Below are 14,771 nucleotides of genomic sequence, written 5' to 3' on the forward strand. Positions count from 1 at the left end.
CACCGGGCGATGCACTCGTCGCACGCAGTCTCGTCACGTGTCGGAAGCACATCGCTCCGGATAACGCGATGGTGGTGCCGTCAGACGAATGCGAGAGCGAGCGGACACCGGATGAACAACGTCGAGACAGGACCGACACAGGCACCAGGAGCACCTCTCACCGCGAATGCGGTGTTCCTGGTCGTGACCATCGCGCCAGGCGGCGTCGACATCGTGCGCGACGTTCTCGCCGATCTCTCCGATTCGATGAAAGCCATCACCTTCCGATTTCCGGAGGCGGCGTTGACGTGCACGGTGGGAGTCGGCAGCCGCGTGTGGGCGTCGCTCATGCAGAGCGCTCCTCCCGCGCAGCTCCGCCCCTTCACGCCGGTCGTCGGGGCGAGGCATACGGCACCCGCGACACCGGGGGATCTGCTCTTCCACATCCGCGCGGAACGAGCGGACGTCTGCTTCTTCTTCGAGAAGCGCCTGCTGAGTGATCTCGGTGCGGCGGTGCACGTCGTCGATGAGACGGTGGGCTTCCGTTCTTTCGACCGTCGTGATCTGTTGGGTTTCGTCGATGGAACGGCGAACCCGGTCGGACCGGCCAGTGACGCCGCCGTCCTCGTCGCCGACGAGGACCCCGCACACACCGGAGGCACCTATGTCGTGACGCAGAAGTACGTGCACGCGATGGCCGAGTGGGATTCGCTGCCCGTCGAGACACAGGAGCGAATCCTCGGACGTACGAAGGTCGATGGGATCGAGCTGGATGACGCCCCCAGCGGCCAGCAGTCACACAAGTCCCTGGCGACCATCGAGGACGAGCACGGTGTCGAGCACGATATCGTCCGCGACAACATGCCGTTCGGCAGGCCCGGAGCGGGAGAGTTCGGCACCTACTTCCTCGGGTACAGCCGCAACCTCTGGGTCATCCAGCAGATGATCGAGCGGATGTTCATCGGACATCCTCCGGGGATGCACGACCGGCTGCTCGACTTTTCCACCGCGTTGACCGGCACCGTGTTCTTCGCCCCATCCGCTGCCGAGCTCGACGCGCTCGGCAGCGGATGAGCAAGCGCGTCTGGCGTCAGCTGTTCGCCCTCCGACCGGCTCCGCGCCAGTGGCCGGCCGCACTGCAGGCTGCTCTGGCCGTCGCCGTTCCCCCGCTGCTCGGACTCGTCATCGGCGAACCACGCTGGGGGTCGGTCGGTTCCCTCGGCGCTCTCATCGTCCTGCACCTCCCCGACCGGTCGCGCAGAGAACGTGCTGTCGCGCTACCGATCACCGCCGGCGCCCTTCTGCTGGCCGCGTGTGTCGGTGCGGCGCTGGGTAGAGCGCTCATTCCCGGCCTCGTGGCCATGTCCGTCATCGCCGTCGGCGGGTCGTTCCTCGCGCAGGCGCTGGCGGTCGGTCCGCCCGGGGCGCTCTTCCTCGTCCTCATCACCGGCTCCGCCGGCCAGCTCGTGGCCCCCGCGGCTGCCGGCGGTGCCGGCATGAGCTGTCTCGAGGTCGTGGCTTCACTCGCCGGCGGTGCGCTCCTGGGGTATCTGATCGTGGTGCTGCCGCTGCTCGCGCCCACGATCCGAGCCCGCGACCGGATGATATTCGCGCAGCGAACGCCCTGGCGCTTTGCAGTCCCCGCATCCGCTCGCCTGATCGTCGCTCGGATCGCCGCGGCCGCGGTGCTCGCCGTACCGGTCAGCGCGGCCCTCGGCCTGCATCATGCGGCGTGGGTCATGTTGGCGTGCCTCGGCATCCTTCAGAAAGACGCGGACGTCTATTCAGCAGTCCTGCGGGGTATGCAGCGCCTCATCGGTACCGGACTCGCCATCATCCTCGTGATCGTCCTGGCAGCCATCGATCCCCGGGGGTGGGAGCGCATCGCCTGGGCGGCCGGGTTGATCTTCCTCTTCGAGCTCCTGCTTCGACGGAACCTGACCTGGGCTCTCGCCGTCGTCACACCGATGGCGGTGCTCCTGGCCTCAGCCGCAGGGCAATCCATCAGCGAGGTCGCGGCCGAGCGCGTGGTCGACACGGTCGCTGGCGCGGCGATCGCGGGAATCGTTCTTCTCGCCGCCGCGACAGGGGAGCGCCGGCGCAGCACGACCGGTTCGACACATGTCGGATGACCTTCGAACGCGCGGCCTACGGGAGCCCCATCCCACCCGAGCACAGTGAGAGTACGCACAGAAAGGGCCGATCATGCCAGACATCCTGCAACCGGGGAACCATGCGCCGCACTTCACTCTCCGGGTGACCGCCGACCAGTCGCTGAGTTCAGACGAGCTCCTCGGCAGCCCCGTCGTCCTCGCGTTCTACCCCGCCGACTGGAGTCCCGTCTGCGGCGACCAGCTGTCCGTCATCAATGAGGCTCTGCCGCTGATCCGCGCCCGGGGCGCGCAGGTGGTCGCCGTGTCCGTCGACAACGTGTGGTCGCACGAGGCGTTCACGGCAGCTCACTCACTGCACTTCCCGCTGCTCAGCGATTTCGAGCCGAAGGGGGCGGTCGCACGACTCTTCGGTGCGTACGACGACGCCGTGGGCGAAGCGCGCCGAGCGCTCTTCGTCATCGACCCCGCCGGCGTCATCGCCTGGAGCTACTTCGCGCCCGTCGCCGTCAACCCCGGCGTCGACGGCGTGCTCGATGCCCTCGACACCCTCACCCACAACTGAAAGGAGAGGACCATGTCCTCACTTCGCGTTCCCGTCTCCTCACACGACCACAGCTCGGGTCCCGCCGACGCGGCGGTGGTTCTCGTCGAGTACGGCGACTATCAGTGCCCCTATTGCGGTGCCGCGTATCCCGTCGTCGCGAAGCTGCTCGCCGCATACGAGGGGCAGGTGCGTTTCGTCTTCCGGAACTTCCCGCTCGCCGAACTGCACCCCGAGGCGGTCGATGCAGCGTTCGTCGCCGAGTTCGCGGCCGAACACGGCAGGTTCTGGGAGGCTCACGACCTGTTGTTCGAACGCCAAGGACAGCTGGGCCCCGACCTCTACGCGACGATCTGCGAGCGGCTCGGCCTGCCGATGGACGAGCTCCGCACGGCGGTGGCCGAGGGACGCTACCTGTCGCGAATCCGCGCCGACGAAGAAGGCGGCATCCGCAGCGGCGTCAACGGGACGCCGACGTTCTTCCTCAACGGCCATCGCGTCGACTCCGGCACGGACGGACTCGCCGACGCCCTCGCCGGTGTGATTCGTCGCTCTGCGTGAGCCATGTCGACAGGGCAGGGTCGCCGGGAGCATCCCGGCGGCCCTTCCCTGTATTCAGCGCGCGGCGCGACGCATCCGCAGTGCCGCGGTCACCGTCACGACGCCGACCAGAACCACGAACACCAGAAGCACGGTGGTCTGGGGCAGCACGGTCAACGCTCCCCCGATAGCGAGCACCGGAAGCGCCAGACCGCAGTACGCGACGAGGAACATCGCGGCGAGCGTCTCACCTGTGCGACCCGGTTCCGCGATCTCCGAGGCGGTGGCCAGCGCACATCGGAACAGGGCGCCGACGCCCGCCCCGCCGACGATCCCGCCGAACAGGAACAGAGCGAGCGACGGCGCGAGAGCCCCGCCGGCGATCACGAGCAGACCGACTCCACAGGCGATGGCGGCGAACAGCAGCTGGGTGCGATACGCGACACGGGCCAGAAGCACCTGAGCGGCGGCGGCGGACCCGAAGACGAGGAAGACCGTGATCCCGGCCACGAGGTGGCCGTGCTCGTCGAAGATGCCGACGAGGATCGACGGGGCCAGAGAGGTGAACAGCCCGAAGAGCGCGAAACCTGCGAAAGCCGCGAAGGCGGCAGCCACGAAGCGGTCGCGGGACGCCGCGGGGACCGCGACCTTCTGCGGACGATATGTGCGCCGAGCCGCGGTGACGGTCTCCGGAACAAGCGCGACGGCGATGGCCAGGAGAATGAGGACCACGGCGAACACGGTGTGCGGAAGGTGCAGCGGGTCGGGCAGGAAGTCGGCGAAGAGCCCGCCGATGAGGGGGCCGAGGGCGAGACCGCCGAGGTTCGCTCCCCCGGCGACGGATGCCGCGACGACGGCGTTCTCGTCTGGTCGCGCCCGAGCCCGCAACTCGCCGAGGTGCGCAGTCGCGGTCGCCGTGAGCACGCCGATACTGACGCCGTTGACGATTCGGGCGATCAGCAGCCCCGGGACGTCGGTGAATACCGTGAACAGCATCGCGGACAGCGCGGAGATGAGGATGGCGATGACGAGCATCCGTCGTCGCCCCATCCAGTCGCTGACGTGCCCGAGCAGGAACAGGCTCGCAACCACCCCGGCCGCGTATGCCGCGAACACGACGGTGACGACGGAGACGGGGAACCCGTCGAGCTGCTGATAGAGCGGGTACAGGGGTGTGGGAACAGTGGAGTACGCCATCACCAGGAGGAACGCGACCGCGACCACCCAGAACGGCGTGGTGCGGCGTGCGACGTGTGAGTGTGTGGGTGCCAACGCGTGCAGCTTTCTCGGGGAGCGTGCCGTTCACCGCCTCGGGCATGAACCCGAGGCGGTGTCGCGGCTCATCGCAGCGGTGTGATGCCCTGCGAGCCGCGCGGGAAGGTCGCGAGAACCGCAGGGTCGATGTTGAGGTGCGCCGAGACGAGCTGCGGCGGCACGTGGGACAGCCAGTTCGCGAGGGAGATCTCCTCGTACTTGTCGGTGCGGAACACCTCGAGGAACTGCAGCACGTCGTCACCGGTGTTCTCGATGTAGTGGCCGAAGTTTTTGCGGACCACGCCCACGTCGCCAGCACGGAAGTCCGTGGTGTTCGCATGCGGTCCGGTGTTGAACACCGTCATGCGGGCAGAACCGCGAAGGTAGTACTGCCACTCATCGGCATTCGGGTGCCAATGCAGCTCTCGCATGGAGCCCGGCTCGACGGTGACGAGTGCCGCGGCGACCGTGGATGAGTACGTGTAGTTGGTCGAGTCGGCGATCTGGATGGAGCCGCCCGTGTTCTCGTGCAACGGCTTCGATCGCGAGAGGCGGAAGATGACCGGCTCCATGCCCCATTCGACGCCGGCCGCGGCCTGGTCGGCCTCGAGCGCCGGCGGCTCGTCACCGGGGAAGATCCACAGGTTGTGCAGAGGGATGTCGGAGAAGACCTCCTGGGCAACGCCGAAGTTCTTCGCCAGGACCTCCGGCGGTGTGTGGGCGAACCAGTCGGTGAGGAGCAGCGTGTTCGACTCGGACTGGTCGCCGTCATCGAAGGCGAGGACGAACTCGGCCCCGTCGGGTCCGAGACCCTGGAGCGAGTGCGGGGTACCGGCGGGGAAGAACCACAGATCGCCCTCCTCCACGTCTTCCACGGCGGGAAGACCGGAGCGACTGAGGGTCGTGACGCGCGCTTTGCCCCGGGTCATGACGGCCCACTCGGCAGTCTGGTGCCAGTGCAGCTCACGGATGCCGCCGGGCTCGAGGTACATGTTGACGCCGGCGATCTCGTCGGAGATGTGGAAATCCTGCTTCGTCAGCTCCCGCGCCCAGCCGCCCCGCTGGACGCGGCGCGGCGAGATGTTGAACGAGGACCAGAAAAACGGCTGGGTGCTGATGTCGGTCGCCGGCGCGTGAATCTGGTTGGGGAACTGCGAGGTGATAGCCGTGTTCTGCGGGCCGGTCATCGTGTTGCTCTGCGGGCGATCGGCGATGTTGACCTCGCCCTCCTGCGGCAAGTCGGGGTTGCCCAGCGTGGGAACCTCGTGCCCGACGGGGACGTTCTCAGACGAATCCATGGCTTGCTCCTTCGTGACGGATCCGGACGGTATTCAGGAGTCTGGCGATGCCCCGCGATGCGTCACAGGGATAGCTGACGAACGGGTATTCGACACTCGTCGGACGCCGTCGATCGCTCCGTTCGCTTGGGTGGAAGGCCCAGGGAGGTTCCATGTCGCTCGCCCACGCCTCATCGATTCGTCGCTACCCGCTCCTGGAGACGGTGTGGGCGTCGGCGTCTCTCGCGTTCGTCTCCGGACTGCTCGACGCATGGACGTTCGGCCAGGTCGGCACGTTCGCGACCGTGCAATCCGGCAATCTCATCTCGCTGGGCTACGCCACCGCGGAGGGAGACGTCGACCGCGCGCTCCTTGCGGCCAGTTCCGTTCTCGTCTTCGCGGCCGGAGCCTTCGCGTGCAGCATCCTCATCCTCGGGCTCGCTCGCCGGGGGAAGTCGTACTCGGCGCCCGTCCTTCTCGGCGAGGTCGTGATCGTCACGGTCCTCGCCGTGCTGAGCGTCACCCGCGGATCGGAACCGATGTGGATCGCCGGGGCCGTCAGCTTCGTCGCCGGCGTTCAGGGCAACGCCTTTCACCGCGAGACGGGGATGCTCTATGGCAACATCGCCGTCACCTCGGTCATCCAGATGGCCGCCGGCCTGCTGGGACGCGCGGTCGCACGCCGCATCGCCGACGACGGTGAACAGCACCTCCGCCCGGCAGGGGCGTACGTGGCCGTGCTCGTCGCATTCGCTGCGGGAGGCGGGCTCGGCTTCAGCGCGAACGCGGTCCGGTCCGGCTTCTCGTTGATTCTCGCCGCTGCGGTTCTCCTCGGGCTGTGGACGTATGCCGTCCGCGGACGCGGGGCCGTCGACCCGGCGCAGAACGCACCGACGCCGTAGAAGCTCCCGCCGCCGACATCCCGGCTCAGCCCTCGAGCACCAACCCCGTACCGCGCTGCAAGGCGCCGCGACCGACACGCCGCTCAGCGGCATCCGTCCCGGGGTGTCGGTCGGGAACACTTGCATCCCGGCACCCACGAACGGATGCCGTCATCCCGGCTCAGCCCTCGACGACGACCTCGTCGCCCACCCGCACCACTCCCCCGCCGGCGGCGGGGAGGAGGAGGATGCCGAGGGTCGGCTCGGCCTGATCGAACTCGGTCGTCAGCACGCGCAGCAGGCGCGCGTCGCGCTCGCCCGTGTCGGGGTTGGCCATGATCGCGGCGCACCGGCCGATGGGGCGCTGCACGTCGAACGCGACCTCACCGATGCGGACGCGCCCGCTCCACCCCAGTTCATCCCACGCCCCGGCACCCGAAACCACGATGTTCGAGCGGAACCGCCGGCTGTCGACGGGCGCGGCCACCGCGGCATCCACGTCCTCGACCGAGGCGGCACCGTGCAGCGAGACGTAGCCGCGGGCCCGGTCCTGGAACCGGGCGGTGACACCGTCGCCGACGAGCCGCAGGGGCAGCACCCCCTCCTTCTCGAGCCGCCGGGCATCCGGTGACGCCTGCACGAACGCGGTCACGGCTTCCTCGAGCTCGCGCCGCCCGGCCTCGTCGAGCCCCGCCTCCGCGAGCACGACACCGTCGGCGCTCAGTCGCAGCCGCCGCACGTCGGCGTCGAACTGCAGGGCCACACGAGCAAGCGCCGGGAAGTCCATGAGCGCGAGGCCGCGGCTCTTCGGCCACGACTCCAGGCCGTCGGCGCCCTCGGGCTCCACCGCGTCGGCGAAGCGGAACGCGAGCACCCGGTCGCCGGCGATTCGGCCGTCGGGCTGGACGACGAGCTCGTCGCGCGCTTCCGGAGTGAACCCCTTGACGGGATAGCGGTACAGGGCGGAGACGACGGGCACACCGCTACTCTGCACCACCCCGCCCGAATCGCCACCAGCGCCCGCGATCTCACAACCGCCGATGGTCCGAAGAGAGAAAGAGGTAACGGAACGGACGATCAGCGAGACCGCCGGGGAAACACCCCGCCTCTAGCGTCGAGCACCATACCCACCGGCTCTCGACCGAAGGAGGACGCGATGTCCTACGTCAAGCCCACCGAGCTCGTTCAGACCGTCATCGACGCGGGCGCGTCGAAGGTCATGCTCTCGACCCGCGACACGCTCATCCGCTCCATCATGGGCGGCGCCGTCCTTACGATCGCCGCTGCCTTCGCCGTGACCATCACCGTGACGACGGGGATACCGCTGCTCGGCGCCGTGCTCTTCCCGATCGGCTTCATCATGCTGTACCTGCTCGGCTACGACCTGCTGACCGGCGTCTTCGTGCTCGCGCCGCTCGCCTGGCTCGACCGGCGGCCGGGGGTGACGCTCGGCGGCATCCTGCGCAACTGGGGGCTGGTGTTCCTCGGCAACTTCATCGGCGCCTTCACCGTGGCCGTGCTGATGGCGATCGTCGTCACGTACGGCTTCTCGACGCCGCCGAACGAGGTGGGTCAGGCGATCGGCCACATCGGCGAGGGCCGCACGGTGGGCTACGCCGAGCACGGCGCGGCGGGCATGCTCACGCTCTTCGTCCGCGGCGTCCTGTGCAACTGGATGGTCGCGACGGGCGTCGTGCTGGCGATGATCTCGAAGGATGTCATCGGCAAGATCTTCGCGATGTGGATGCCGATCATGCTCTTCTTCTTCATGGGATTCGAGCACTCGATCGTGAACATGTTCCTGTTCCCCTCGGGGCTCCTCCTCGGCGGCGACTTCACGATCATGGACTACCTGATCTGGAACGAGATCCCCACCGTGCTCGGCAACCTCGTCGGAGGCCTCGTCTTCGTCGCGATCCCGCTCTACTTCACCTACGGCCGGCCGACTTCGCCGCGCCGCGTGCGCGCGCCGAAGCGAACCCGTGCGACCGGGACCGCCGAGCCTGTAGCCACCGAGCCCGCCGCCGCGGAGCCGGCAGCCGTCGAGCCCGCGACCGCCCGGGTGTGACGCATGGTCCGCACCGTAAACAGCCGGAAACACGCCGCTGACGGCGCCGCAACCTCGCCCGCGTACGGTCACGACATGAGCTCCACCGGCCCCACCCGACACGTCGTCGTGGTGGGTGCCGGGATGGTCGCCCACCGTTTCGTCGAGAGCCTGCTGAGCCGCGCAGACGACACCTGGCGCGTGACGGTCGTCGGCGACGAGCCGCGACACCCCTACGACCGGGTCGGGCTGACGTCGTTCTTCGCCGGCGCCTCCACCGAAGACCTCGAGCTCGACCGGTCGCCGTTCGACGACGAGCGCGTGCGGTTCCTCCGCGGGCGCACCGTCACCGGCATCGACCGCGACGCCGGCGAGGTGCTCGTCGACACCGGCGAGCACATCGCTTACGACCGGCTCGTGCTCGCGACGGGCTCGTACGCGGCCCGGCTCGCCGTGGACGGATACGACCACGAGGGCTGCTTCGTCTACCGCACCCTAGACGACGTCGAAGCCCTCGAGGCGTTCGTGCAGCGCCGGTCGGCCGAGCTCGGCCGGCCGCTCACCGGAACCGTCATCGGCGGCGGCCTGCTCGGCCTCGAAGCGGCGGGCGCGCTGCAGGGACTCGACGTCGACTGCACCGTCGTGCAGTCCTCCGACAGGCTGATGTCGGCTCAGCTCGACCTTCCGGCCGGAGATGCCCTGCGCCGCCTGATCACGGCACGGGGTATCGGGGTGCGCACCTCGGCGCTGACCACCCGACTCGACGCCGATCGCACCGGCCAGGTGGTCGGGCTCGAGCTCCGCGACGGCACGTGGGAGCGCACCGACGTCGTCGTCTTCACCGTCGGCGTCCGGCCCCGCGACGAGCTCGCGCGCGCAGCGGGCCTCGCTGTCGACCCGCGCGGCGGCGTCGTGATCGACCAGGGGTGCGACACCTCGGATGCCCGAATCCTGGCGATCGGCGAGGTCGCCAGCTTCGGCGGGCAGTGCGTCGGTCTCGTTGCTCCCGGCTACGCGATGGCCGAGGTCGCCGCGACGCGCCTGCTCGGGCTCGAGGCCAGCTTCGGCGGCTTCGACGTGTCGACGAAGCTGAAGCTGTCGGGCGTGGATGTCGCGAGCTTCGGCGACGCGTTCGCCGAGACGCCCGGAGCGCTCGACGTCGTGTACGCCGACCCGGTGGCCGGGGTCTACAAGAAGCTCGTGCTCTCCGACGACGCGAAGACACTGCTCGGCGGCATCCTCGTCGGAGACGCGTCGGCCTACGGATCGCTCCGCCCGCTCGTGGGCGGCGCGCTCGGCGGCGACCCGGTCGCCTACCTGATGCCGGACGGCGGCGTCGCGGCCCCGACCGGCGAGCTGCCCGATGCGGCCCTCGTCTGCTCGTGCAACAGCGTGACGGCGGGCGGCATCCGTTCGGCCGTCCACGACGAGGGATGCACGGATGTCGCCGCCGTCAAGGCCTGCACGAAGGCGGGAGCCGCGTGCGGCTCGTGCGTCCCGATGATCAAGAAGCTGGTCGGCGCCGAGCTCGCGAAGTCGGGCGCGACCGTCAGCAACGCCCTCTGCGAGCACTTCGACCTGTCGCGCCGGCAGCTCTTCGACGCGGTGCGGGTGTCGGGCCTGACGACGTTCAGCGCCGTGATCGAGCGCTTCGGCGCGGGGCGCGGATGCGACATCTGCAAGCCCGCGCTCGCCAGCATCCTGTCGACCCTCACCGGTCGCCACGTGCTCGACGGCGAGAACGCGACGCTGCAGGACACGAACGATCACGTCATGGCGAACATGCAGAAGGACGGCAGCTACTCCGTCGTCCCGCGCATCCCCGGCGGCGAGATCACCCCGGCGAAGCTGCTCGTGATCGCGCAGGTCGCCCAGGACTTCAACCTGTACACGAAGATCACCGGCGGCCAGCGGATCGACCTCTTCGGGGCTCGGCTCGAACAGCTGCCCGCGATCTGGGGGCGGCTCGTCGACGCCGGCTTCGAGTCGGGTCACGCCTACGGCAAGTCGCTGCGCACCGTGAAGTCGTGCGTCGGGTCGACCTGGTGCCGATACGGTGTGCAGGACTCCGTCGGCATGGCGGTGCGCCTCGAACTGCGGTACCGGGGCCTGCGCGCCCCGCACAAGTTCAAGCTCGGGGTCTCGGGATGCGCCCGTGAATGCGCCGAGGCCCGAGGGAAGGACGTCGGGGTCATCGCGACCGAGACCGGGTGGAACGTCTACGTCGGCGGAAACGGCGGGTTCACTCCGCGTCACGCGGTGCTGCTGGCCGAGAACCTCGACGACGACGCCCTCCTGAGGGCGATCGACCGCTTCCTGATGTACTACATCTCGACGGCCGACCGGCTGCAGCGCACCGCTCCGTGGTTCGAAGACCTCGAGGGCGGGATCGACGGTCTGCGTGCGGTCATCTTCGACGACGCGCTCGGGATCTGCGCCGATCTGGATGCCGCGATGGCACGCCACATCGACGCCTACGAGGACGAGTGGGCGGCGACCCTCGCCGACCCCGAGAAGCTGCGGCGGTTCGCGTCGTTCGTCAACGCGCCGACGACGCCCGACCCGTCGCTGGCCTACACCGTCGAGCGCGGTCAGCCGCGACCCGCCACCGCCGACGAACGCACCGACGACCGCGTGCTCATCGCCGGCACGACCCTGGAGGTGCGGTCATGACTCTGGTGGACGACACGGTGAGCGAGACCGCCAGCGCATCGCGCGCACAGCGGCGCAGCTCGGCATGGACGGCGGTGTGCCGGCTCGACGACCTCGAGGTCGAACGCGGCCGTGCGGCGCTGCTCGGAGACCGGCAGATCGCCCTGTTCCTCCTGCACGACGGTCGTGTTCACGCGACGGCCAACCTCGACCCGTACAGCGGCGCGCACGTCATGTCCCGCGGGATCGTCGGCACTCGCGGCGACGCACCCACCGTCGCGTCCCCCATGTACAAGCAGGTCTTCGACCTGCGGACGGGCGCGTGCCTCGACACCCAGGGCAAGGACCCACGGATGCTGCCGGTCTGGCCGGTGGCCGTCGACGGCGAGGGCACCGTGTTCATCCGCGACGGAGGTGCGGCATGACCACGATGCTCGGGCTCTCGCTCACCGGCCGGCGCGTCGTCTTCGTCGGCGGCGGTGATGTCGCTGCCCGGCGGATCGGACGCTTCCTCGATGAAGGAGCGGACGTCCGGGTCGTCTCCCCCGTTCTCGGCGACGCCATGCGGGATGTCGTGACCGCGCACGGCCTCACCTGGCTGCCCCGCGACGTGCGGCGCGACGACATCGCCGACGCCTGGCTCGTGCACACGGCCACCGGCATCCCTCGCGTGGATGCCGCGGTCGCGGCCTGGTGCGAATCCGAACGGGTCTTTTGCGTCAACACGTCCGACGGCGCGCACGGCACCGCGCGACTGACGGCCGAGACCCGCAGCGGCGATGTCATCGTGGGGGTCGCCTCGGACGCGGGCGTCGACCCGCGGCGGGCCGTGCGCCTGCGCGACGCGATCGCCGCCGCGCTCCGCGCCGGCACGCTGCCGCTGCGCCGCCGTCGCCGCGGCGGGGGCCGGGTCGATCTCGTGGGCGGCGGGCCGGGTCCCGCCGATCTCATGACCGTGCGGGGCCGGCGCCTGCTCGCCGAAGCGGATGTCGTCGTGGCCGACCGGCTCGGCCCCATCGATGTCCTTCAGGAGCTCGAGCCCGGCGTCGAGGTCATCGACGTCGGCAAACAACCCGGTCACCACCCGGTCACGCAAGGCGAGATCAACGCGCTGCTGGTCGCTCACGCCCGTGCCGGCAAGCGCGTCGTTCGGCTCAAGGGTGGCGACCCGTTCGTGTTCGGGCGGGGCGGCGAGGAGGTCGCGGCCTGCCACGCGGCCGGCATCCCGGTCGAAGTGGTGCCGGGGCTGACGAGCATCGTGTCGGTGCCGCAGGCCGCCGGCATCCCCGTCACCCACCGCGGGGTCTCCGCCGGCCTCCACGTCGCCAACGGCCAGGGGCCGATCACGCCGTCGACACGGGCGGCGCTCGGCGACGACGCGATCACGACCGTCTTCCTGATGGGCGTCGCCGCGCTGCCGCGCATCGTCGAGGCCGCGCGGGCCGCGGGCGCTCCTCTCGAGTGTCCTGTCGCCATCGTCGAGCGGGGGCACACGCCGCAGCAGCGCACGACCCGATCGACGCTCGCGACGGTGCTCGCGGATGCCGCAGCCGCCGGTGTCACGAATCCCGCCGTCATCGTGATCGGCGAGGTCGCCCGAGCGGGCCTGCTGCTCGCGCCGGCTGAGGAGCGGGAGCGCGTCATCCAGTGAACCAGTCCGTCCGTCCCGCGCTCTCGGCCGCCCTCGGCGGCTGCACGATCGTCATCGCCGTCGATCGGCGATCGAACGAGCTCGCGACGGCGCTCGAGAGACACGGAGCGACCGTGCGCCATGCCCCGGCGCTGAGCATCGTGCCCCACATCGACGACGAGGCGCTCATCTCGGCGACGCGCTCGCTCATCGCCGATCCCCCGGATGTCGTCGTCGTGACGACGGGCGTGGGATTCCGGGGCTGGATGGAGGCTGCCGACGAAGCGGGACTCCTCGACGATCTGCACGACGCCTTCGCGGGTGCCCAGATCGTCGCCCGCGGGCCCAAGGCGCGCGGCGCGATCCAGCAAGCGGGTCTGCTGGCGGACTGGGTCGCCGAGTCGGAGACCTCGGGTGAGCTCGGCGAGTTCCTGCTCGCCGAAGGCGTGCGCGGTCGCCGCGTCGCGGTGCAGCATCACGGTTCGGGAGCCGATGGCCTCGACGAACTGTTCACGGGGGCGGGCGCGGAGGTCGTCAGCCTCACCGTGTACCGGTGGGGGCCGCCGCCGGATCCGGCCGCCGTCGCGCGCTCGGTCGTCGCGACCGCGCAGGGTGAGGTCGACGCGGTGCTGTTCACGTCCGCTCCGGGCGCAGCGGAATGGATCGCGACGGCCCGGCGGGAGGGTGTCATCGACGAGATCGTCCGGCGGGCGCGGGGCCGGCGGCTGCTTCTCGCGGCGGTCGGGCCGATCACGGCGGCTCCGCTCCGCGGTGCCGGAGCGGAACCCCTCATCGCCGAGCGCGGGCGGTTGGGCTCGCTCGTCCGTGCCGTGGTCACCCACTTCGGCGGCGGGCACGCACCCTCGCTTCCGACGCCGGCGGGGCTGCTGGAGCTGCGCAGCTCGGCCGCCGTTCTCGATGGCCGCGTCATCCCGCTCTCGCCGACCTCGGCCCTCATCCTCGAAGCGCTGTTCACCGCGGCGGGTGGCGTCGTGAGTCGCGCCGATCTGCAGCGGTCGCTTCCGCGTTCGAACGCCGGCGACCACGCTCTCGACGTCGCGATCGCCCGCACGCGCGAAGCGCTGGGGTGCCCCGGCCTCATCCGGACGGTCGTCAAGCGCGGCTACCGACTCGACCTGACGACGGGAACGACACCATGACGCCGGTCCTCATCGCCTGCTCTCACGGCACGAGCTCCCTCGAGGGGCGCGCCGCGATCGCCGGCGTCGTGACGCGAGTCCGACAGATGCTTCCCGGGGTGCAGGTCGAAGAAGCGTTCGTCGACGTGCAGGAGCCCGAGATCGACGCCGTCGTGGCAGGCGTGCCCGCGGGGGCGGCATCCGTCGTGGTGCCTCTCCTGCTCTCCACCGGCTTCCACACGCGGGTCGACATCGCACGCGCGGTCGCAGCGGCTCCCGGCCCGTGCGTCGCGACTCCCGCGCTCGGTCCGCACGACCTGCTGGCCGGTCTGCTCGCCGAGCGGCTGCGCGCCGCCGGCCTGGGCGCAGCCGACGCGCTGCCCGGCGCCGAGGCCGTCGTGCTCGCGGCGGCGGGATCGTCCGATCCGGCGGCCGAGGTCGACGTCGCGGCGATGGCCGACCTGCTGGCCGCCCGCCTGGGGATGCCGGTGTCGGTGGGTTTCGCCGCGGGCGCCGGCATCCGCATCGACGCGGCGGTCGCGGCCGCGCGCTCCGCCGGAGCGACACGCGTCTTCGCCGCGAGCTATGTCCTCGCGCCCGGGCACTTCGCGGGCGTGATCGCGGGCGCCGGCGCCGACGACGTGACCGACCCCCTCGCGCCCGACGAGGCGGTGGCAGCCGTCGTCGTCGAGAGGTACCGCGCCGCGCTTCGCTGAC

At 70.2% G+C, this 14,771-nt stretch carries 14 protein-coding genes; 11 read left to right on the forward strand and 3 right to left on the reverse strand.

Annotation, left to right across the window (positions count from 1 at the left end):
- The first annotated feature begins 111 nt into the window (after positions 1-111).
- The 4 genes from ACLBWJ_RS07535 (at position 112) to ACLBWJ_RS07550 (ending at position 3,195) form a co-directional block, all read left to right on the forward strand.
- Positions 112-1,053, forward strand: a complete 942-nt coding sequence (locus tag ACLBWJ_RS07535) for a Dyp-type peroxidase (protein ID WP_447660007.1) — start codon at positions 112-114, stop codon at positions 1,051-1,053.
- Positions 1,050-2,111 carry an FUSC family protein gene (locus ACLBWJ_RS07540; protein ID WP_447660008.1) on the forward strand — a complete coding sequence of 354 codons (1,062 nt, stop codon included), beginning with the start codon at positions 1,050-1,052 and terminating at the stop codon, positions 2,109-2,111. Before ACLBWJ_RS07535 ends, ACLBWJ_RS07540 begins: the two co-directional genes overlap by 4 nt.
- Positions 2,112-2,184: 73 nt before the next feature.
- A complete protein-coding gene (locus tag ACLBWJ_RS07545; protein ID WP_447660009.1) occupies positions 2,185-2,655 on the forward strand; it encodes a redoxin domain-containing protein in 471 nt (156 codons plus the stop codon).
- Positions 2,656-2,667: 12 nt separating this feature from the next.
- The gene (locus ACLBWJ_RS07550; RefSeq protein ID WP_447660010.1) at positions 2,668-3,195 is read left to right on the forward strand and encodes a DsbA family protein; all 528 of its coding nucleotides are present in this window, start codon (positions 2,668-2,670) and stop codon (positions 3,193-3,195) included.
- A gap of 54 nt (positions 3,196-3,249) precedes the next feature.
- On the opposite strand, the gene ACLBWJ_RS07555 is transcribed toward ACLBWJ_RS07550, so the two are convergent.
- Together ACLBWJ_RS07555 and ACLBWJ_RS07560 are read right to left on the reverse strand one after the other, a co-directional pair.
- The gene (locus ACLBWJ_RS07555) at positions 3,250-4,446 is read right to left on the reverse strand and encodes an MFS transporter (RefSeq protein WP_447660011.1); all 1,197 of its coding nucleotides are present in this window, start codon (positions 4,444-4,446) and stop codon (positions 3,250-3,252) included.
- Positions 4,447-4,514: 68 nt separating this feature from the next.
- Positions 4,515-5,726 (reverse strand): cupin domain-containing protein, encoded by a 1,212-nt coding sequence (locus tag ACLBWJ_RS07560; protein ID WP_323987108.1) that lies wholly within the window; start codon positions 5,724-5,726, stop codon positions 4,515-4,517.
- 152 nt (positions 5,727-5,878) lie between these two features.
- Here ACLBWJ_RS07560 and ACLBWJ_RS07565 point away from each other — a divergent pair, with 152 nt between their 5' ends.
- Positions 5,879-6,607, forward strand: coding sequence for a YoaK family protein (locus ACLBWJ_RS07565; RefSeq protein ID WP_323987107.1), 729 nt, complete (start codon positions 5,879-5,881; stop codon positions 6,605-6,607).
- A gap of 160 nt (positions 6,608-6,767) precedes the next feature.
- Here ACLBWJ_RS07565 and ACLBWJ_RS07570 read toward each other — a convergent pair whose 3' ends face one another.
- The gene (locus ACLBWJ_RS07570) at positions 6,768-7,565 is read right to left on the reverse strand and encodes an MOSC domain-containing protein (protein WP_447660012.1); all 798 of its coding nucleotides are present in this window, start codon (positions 7,563-7,565) and stop codon (positions 6,768-6,770) included.
- A 177-nt stretch (positions 7,566-7,742) separates the two neighbouring features.
- On the opposite strand from ACLBWJ_RS07570, the gene ACLBWJ_RS07575 reads away from it, so the two are divergent.
- From ACLBWJ_RS07575 to ACLBWJ_RS07600, 6 genes are all read left to right on the forward strand, one after another.
- Entirely contained in the window at positions 7,743-8,654 is a 912-nt protein-coding gene (locus ACLBWJ_RS07575; RefSeq protein ID WP_447660013.1) for a formate/nitrite transporter family protein, read from the forward strand.
- A 75-nt stretch (positions 8,655-8,729) separates the two neighbouring features.
- Positions 8,730-11,306 carry a nitrite reductase large subunit NirB gene (nirB, locus tag ACLBWJ_RS07580; protein ID WP_447660014.1) on the forward strand — a complete coding sequence of 859 codons (2,577 nt, stop codon included), beginning with the start codon at positions 8,730-8,732 and terminating at the stop codon, positions 11,304-11,306.
- Complete coding sequence (gene nirD, locus ACLBWJ_RS07585) at positions 11,303-11,710, forward strand: nitrite reductase small subunit NirD (protein WP_447660015.1); 408 nt, start codon at positions 11,303-11,305, stop codon at positions 11,708-11,710. Before nirB ends, nirD begins: the two co-directional genes overlap by 4 nt.
- Positions 11,707-12,936 (forward strand): uroporphyrinogen-III C-methyltransferase, encoded by a 1,230-nt coding sequence (gene cobA, locus ACLBWJ_RS07590; RefSeq protein ID WP_447660016.1) that lies wholly within the window; start codon positions 11,707-11,709, stop codon positions 12,934-12,936. Before nirD ends, cobA begins: the two co-directional genes overlap by 4 nt.
- The gene (locus ACLBWJ_RS07595) at positions 12,933-14,075 is read left to right on the forward strand and encodes a uroporphyrinogen-III synthase (RefSeq protein WP_447660017.1); all 1,143 of its coding nucleotides are present in this window, start codon (positions 12,933-12,935) and stop codon (positions 14,073-14,075) included. Before cobA ends, ACLBWJ_RS07595 begins: the two co-directional genes overlap by 4 nt.
- Positions 14,072-14,770 carry a sirohydrochlorin chelatase gene (locus ACLBWJ_RS07600; protein ID WP_447660018.1) on the forward strand — a complete coding sequence of 233 codons (699 nt, stop codon included), beginning with the start codon at positions 14,072-14,074 and terminating at the stop codon, positions 14,768-14,770. Before ACLBWJ_RS07595 ends, ACLBWJ_RS07600 begins: the two co-directional genes overlap by 4 nt.
- The last annotated feature ends 1 nt before the right edge of the window (position 14,771 follow it).

It is taken from the genome of Microbacterium sp. M4A5_1d (genome assembly GCF_053345465.1).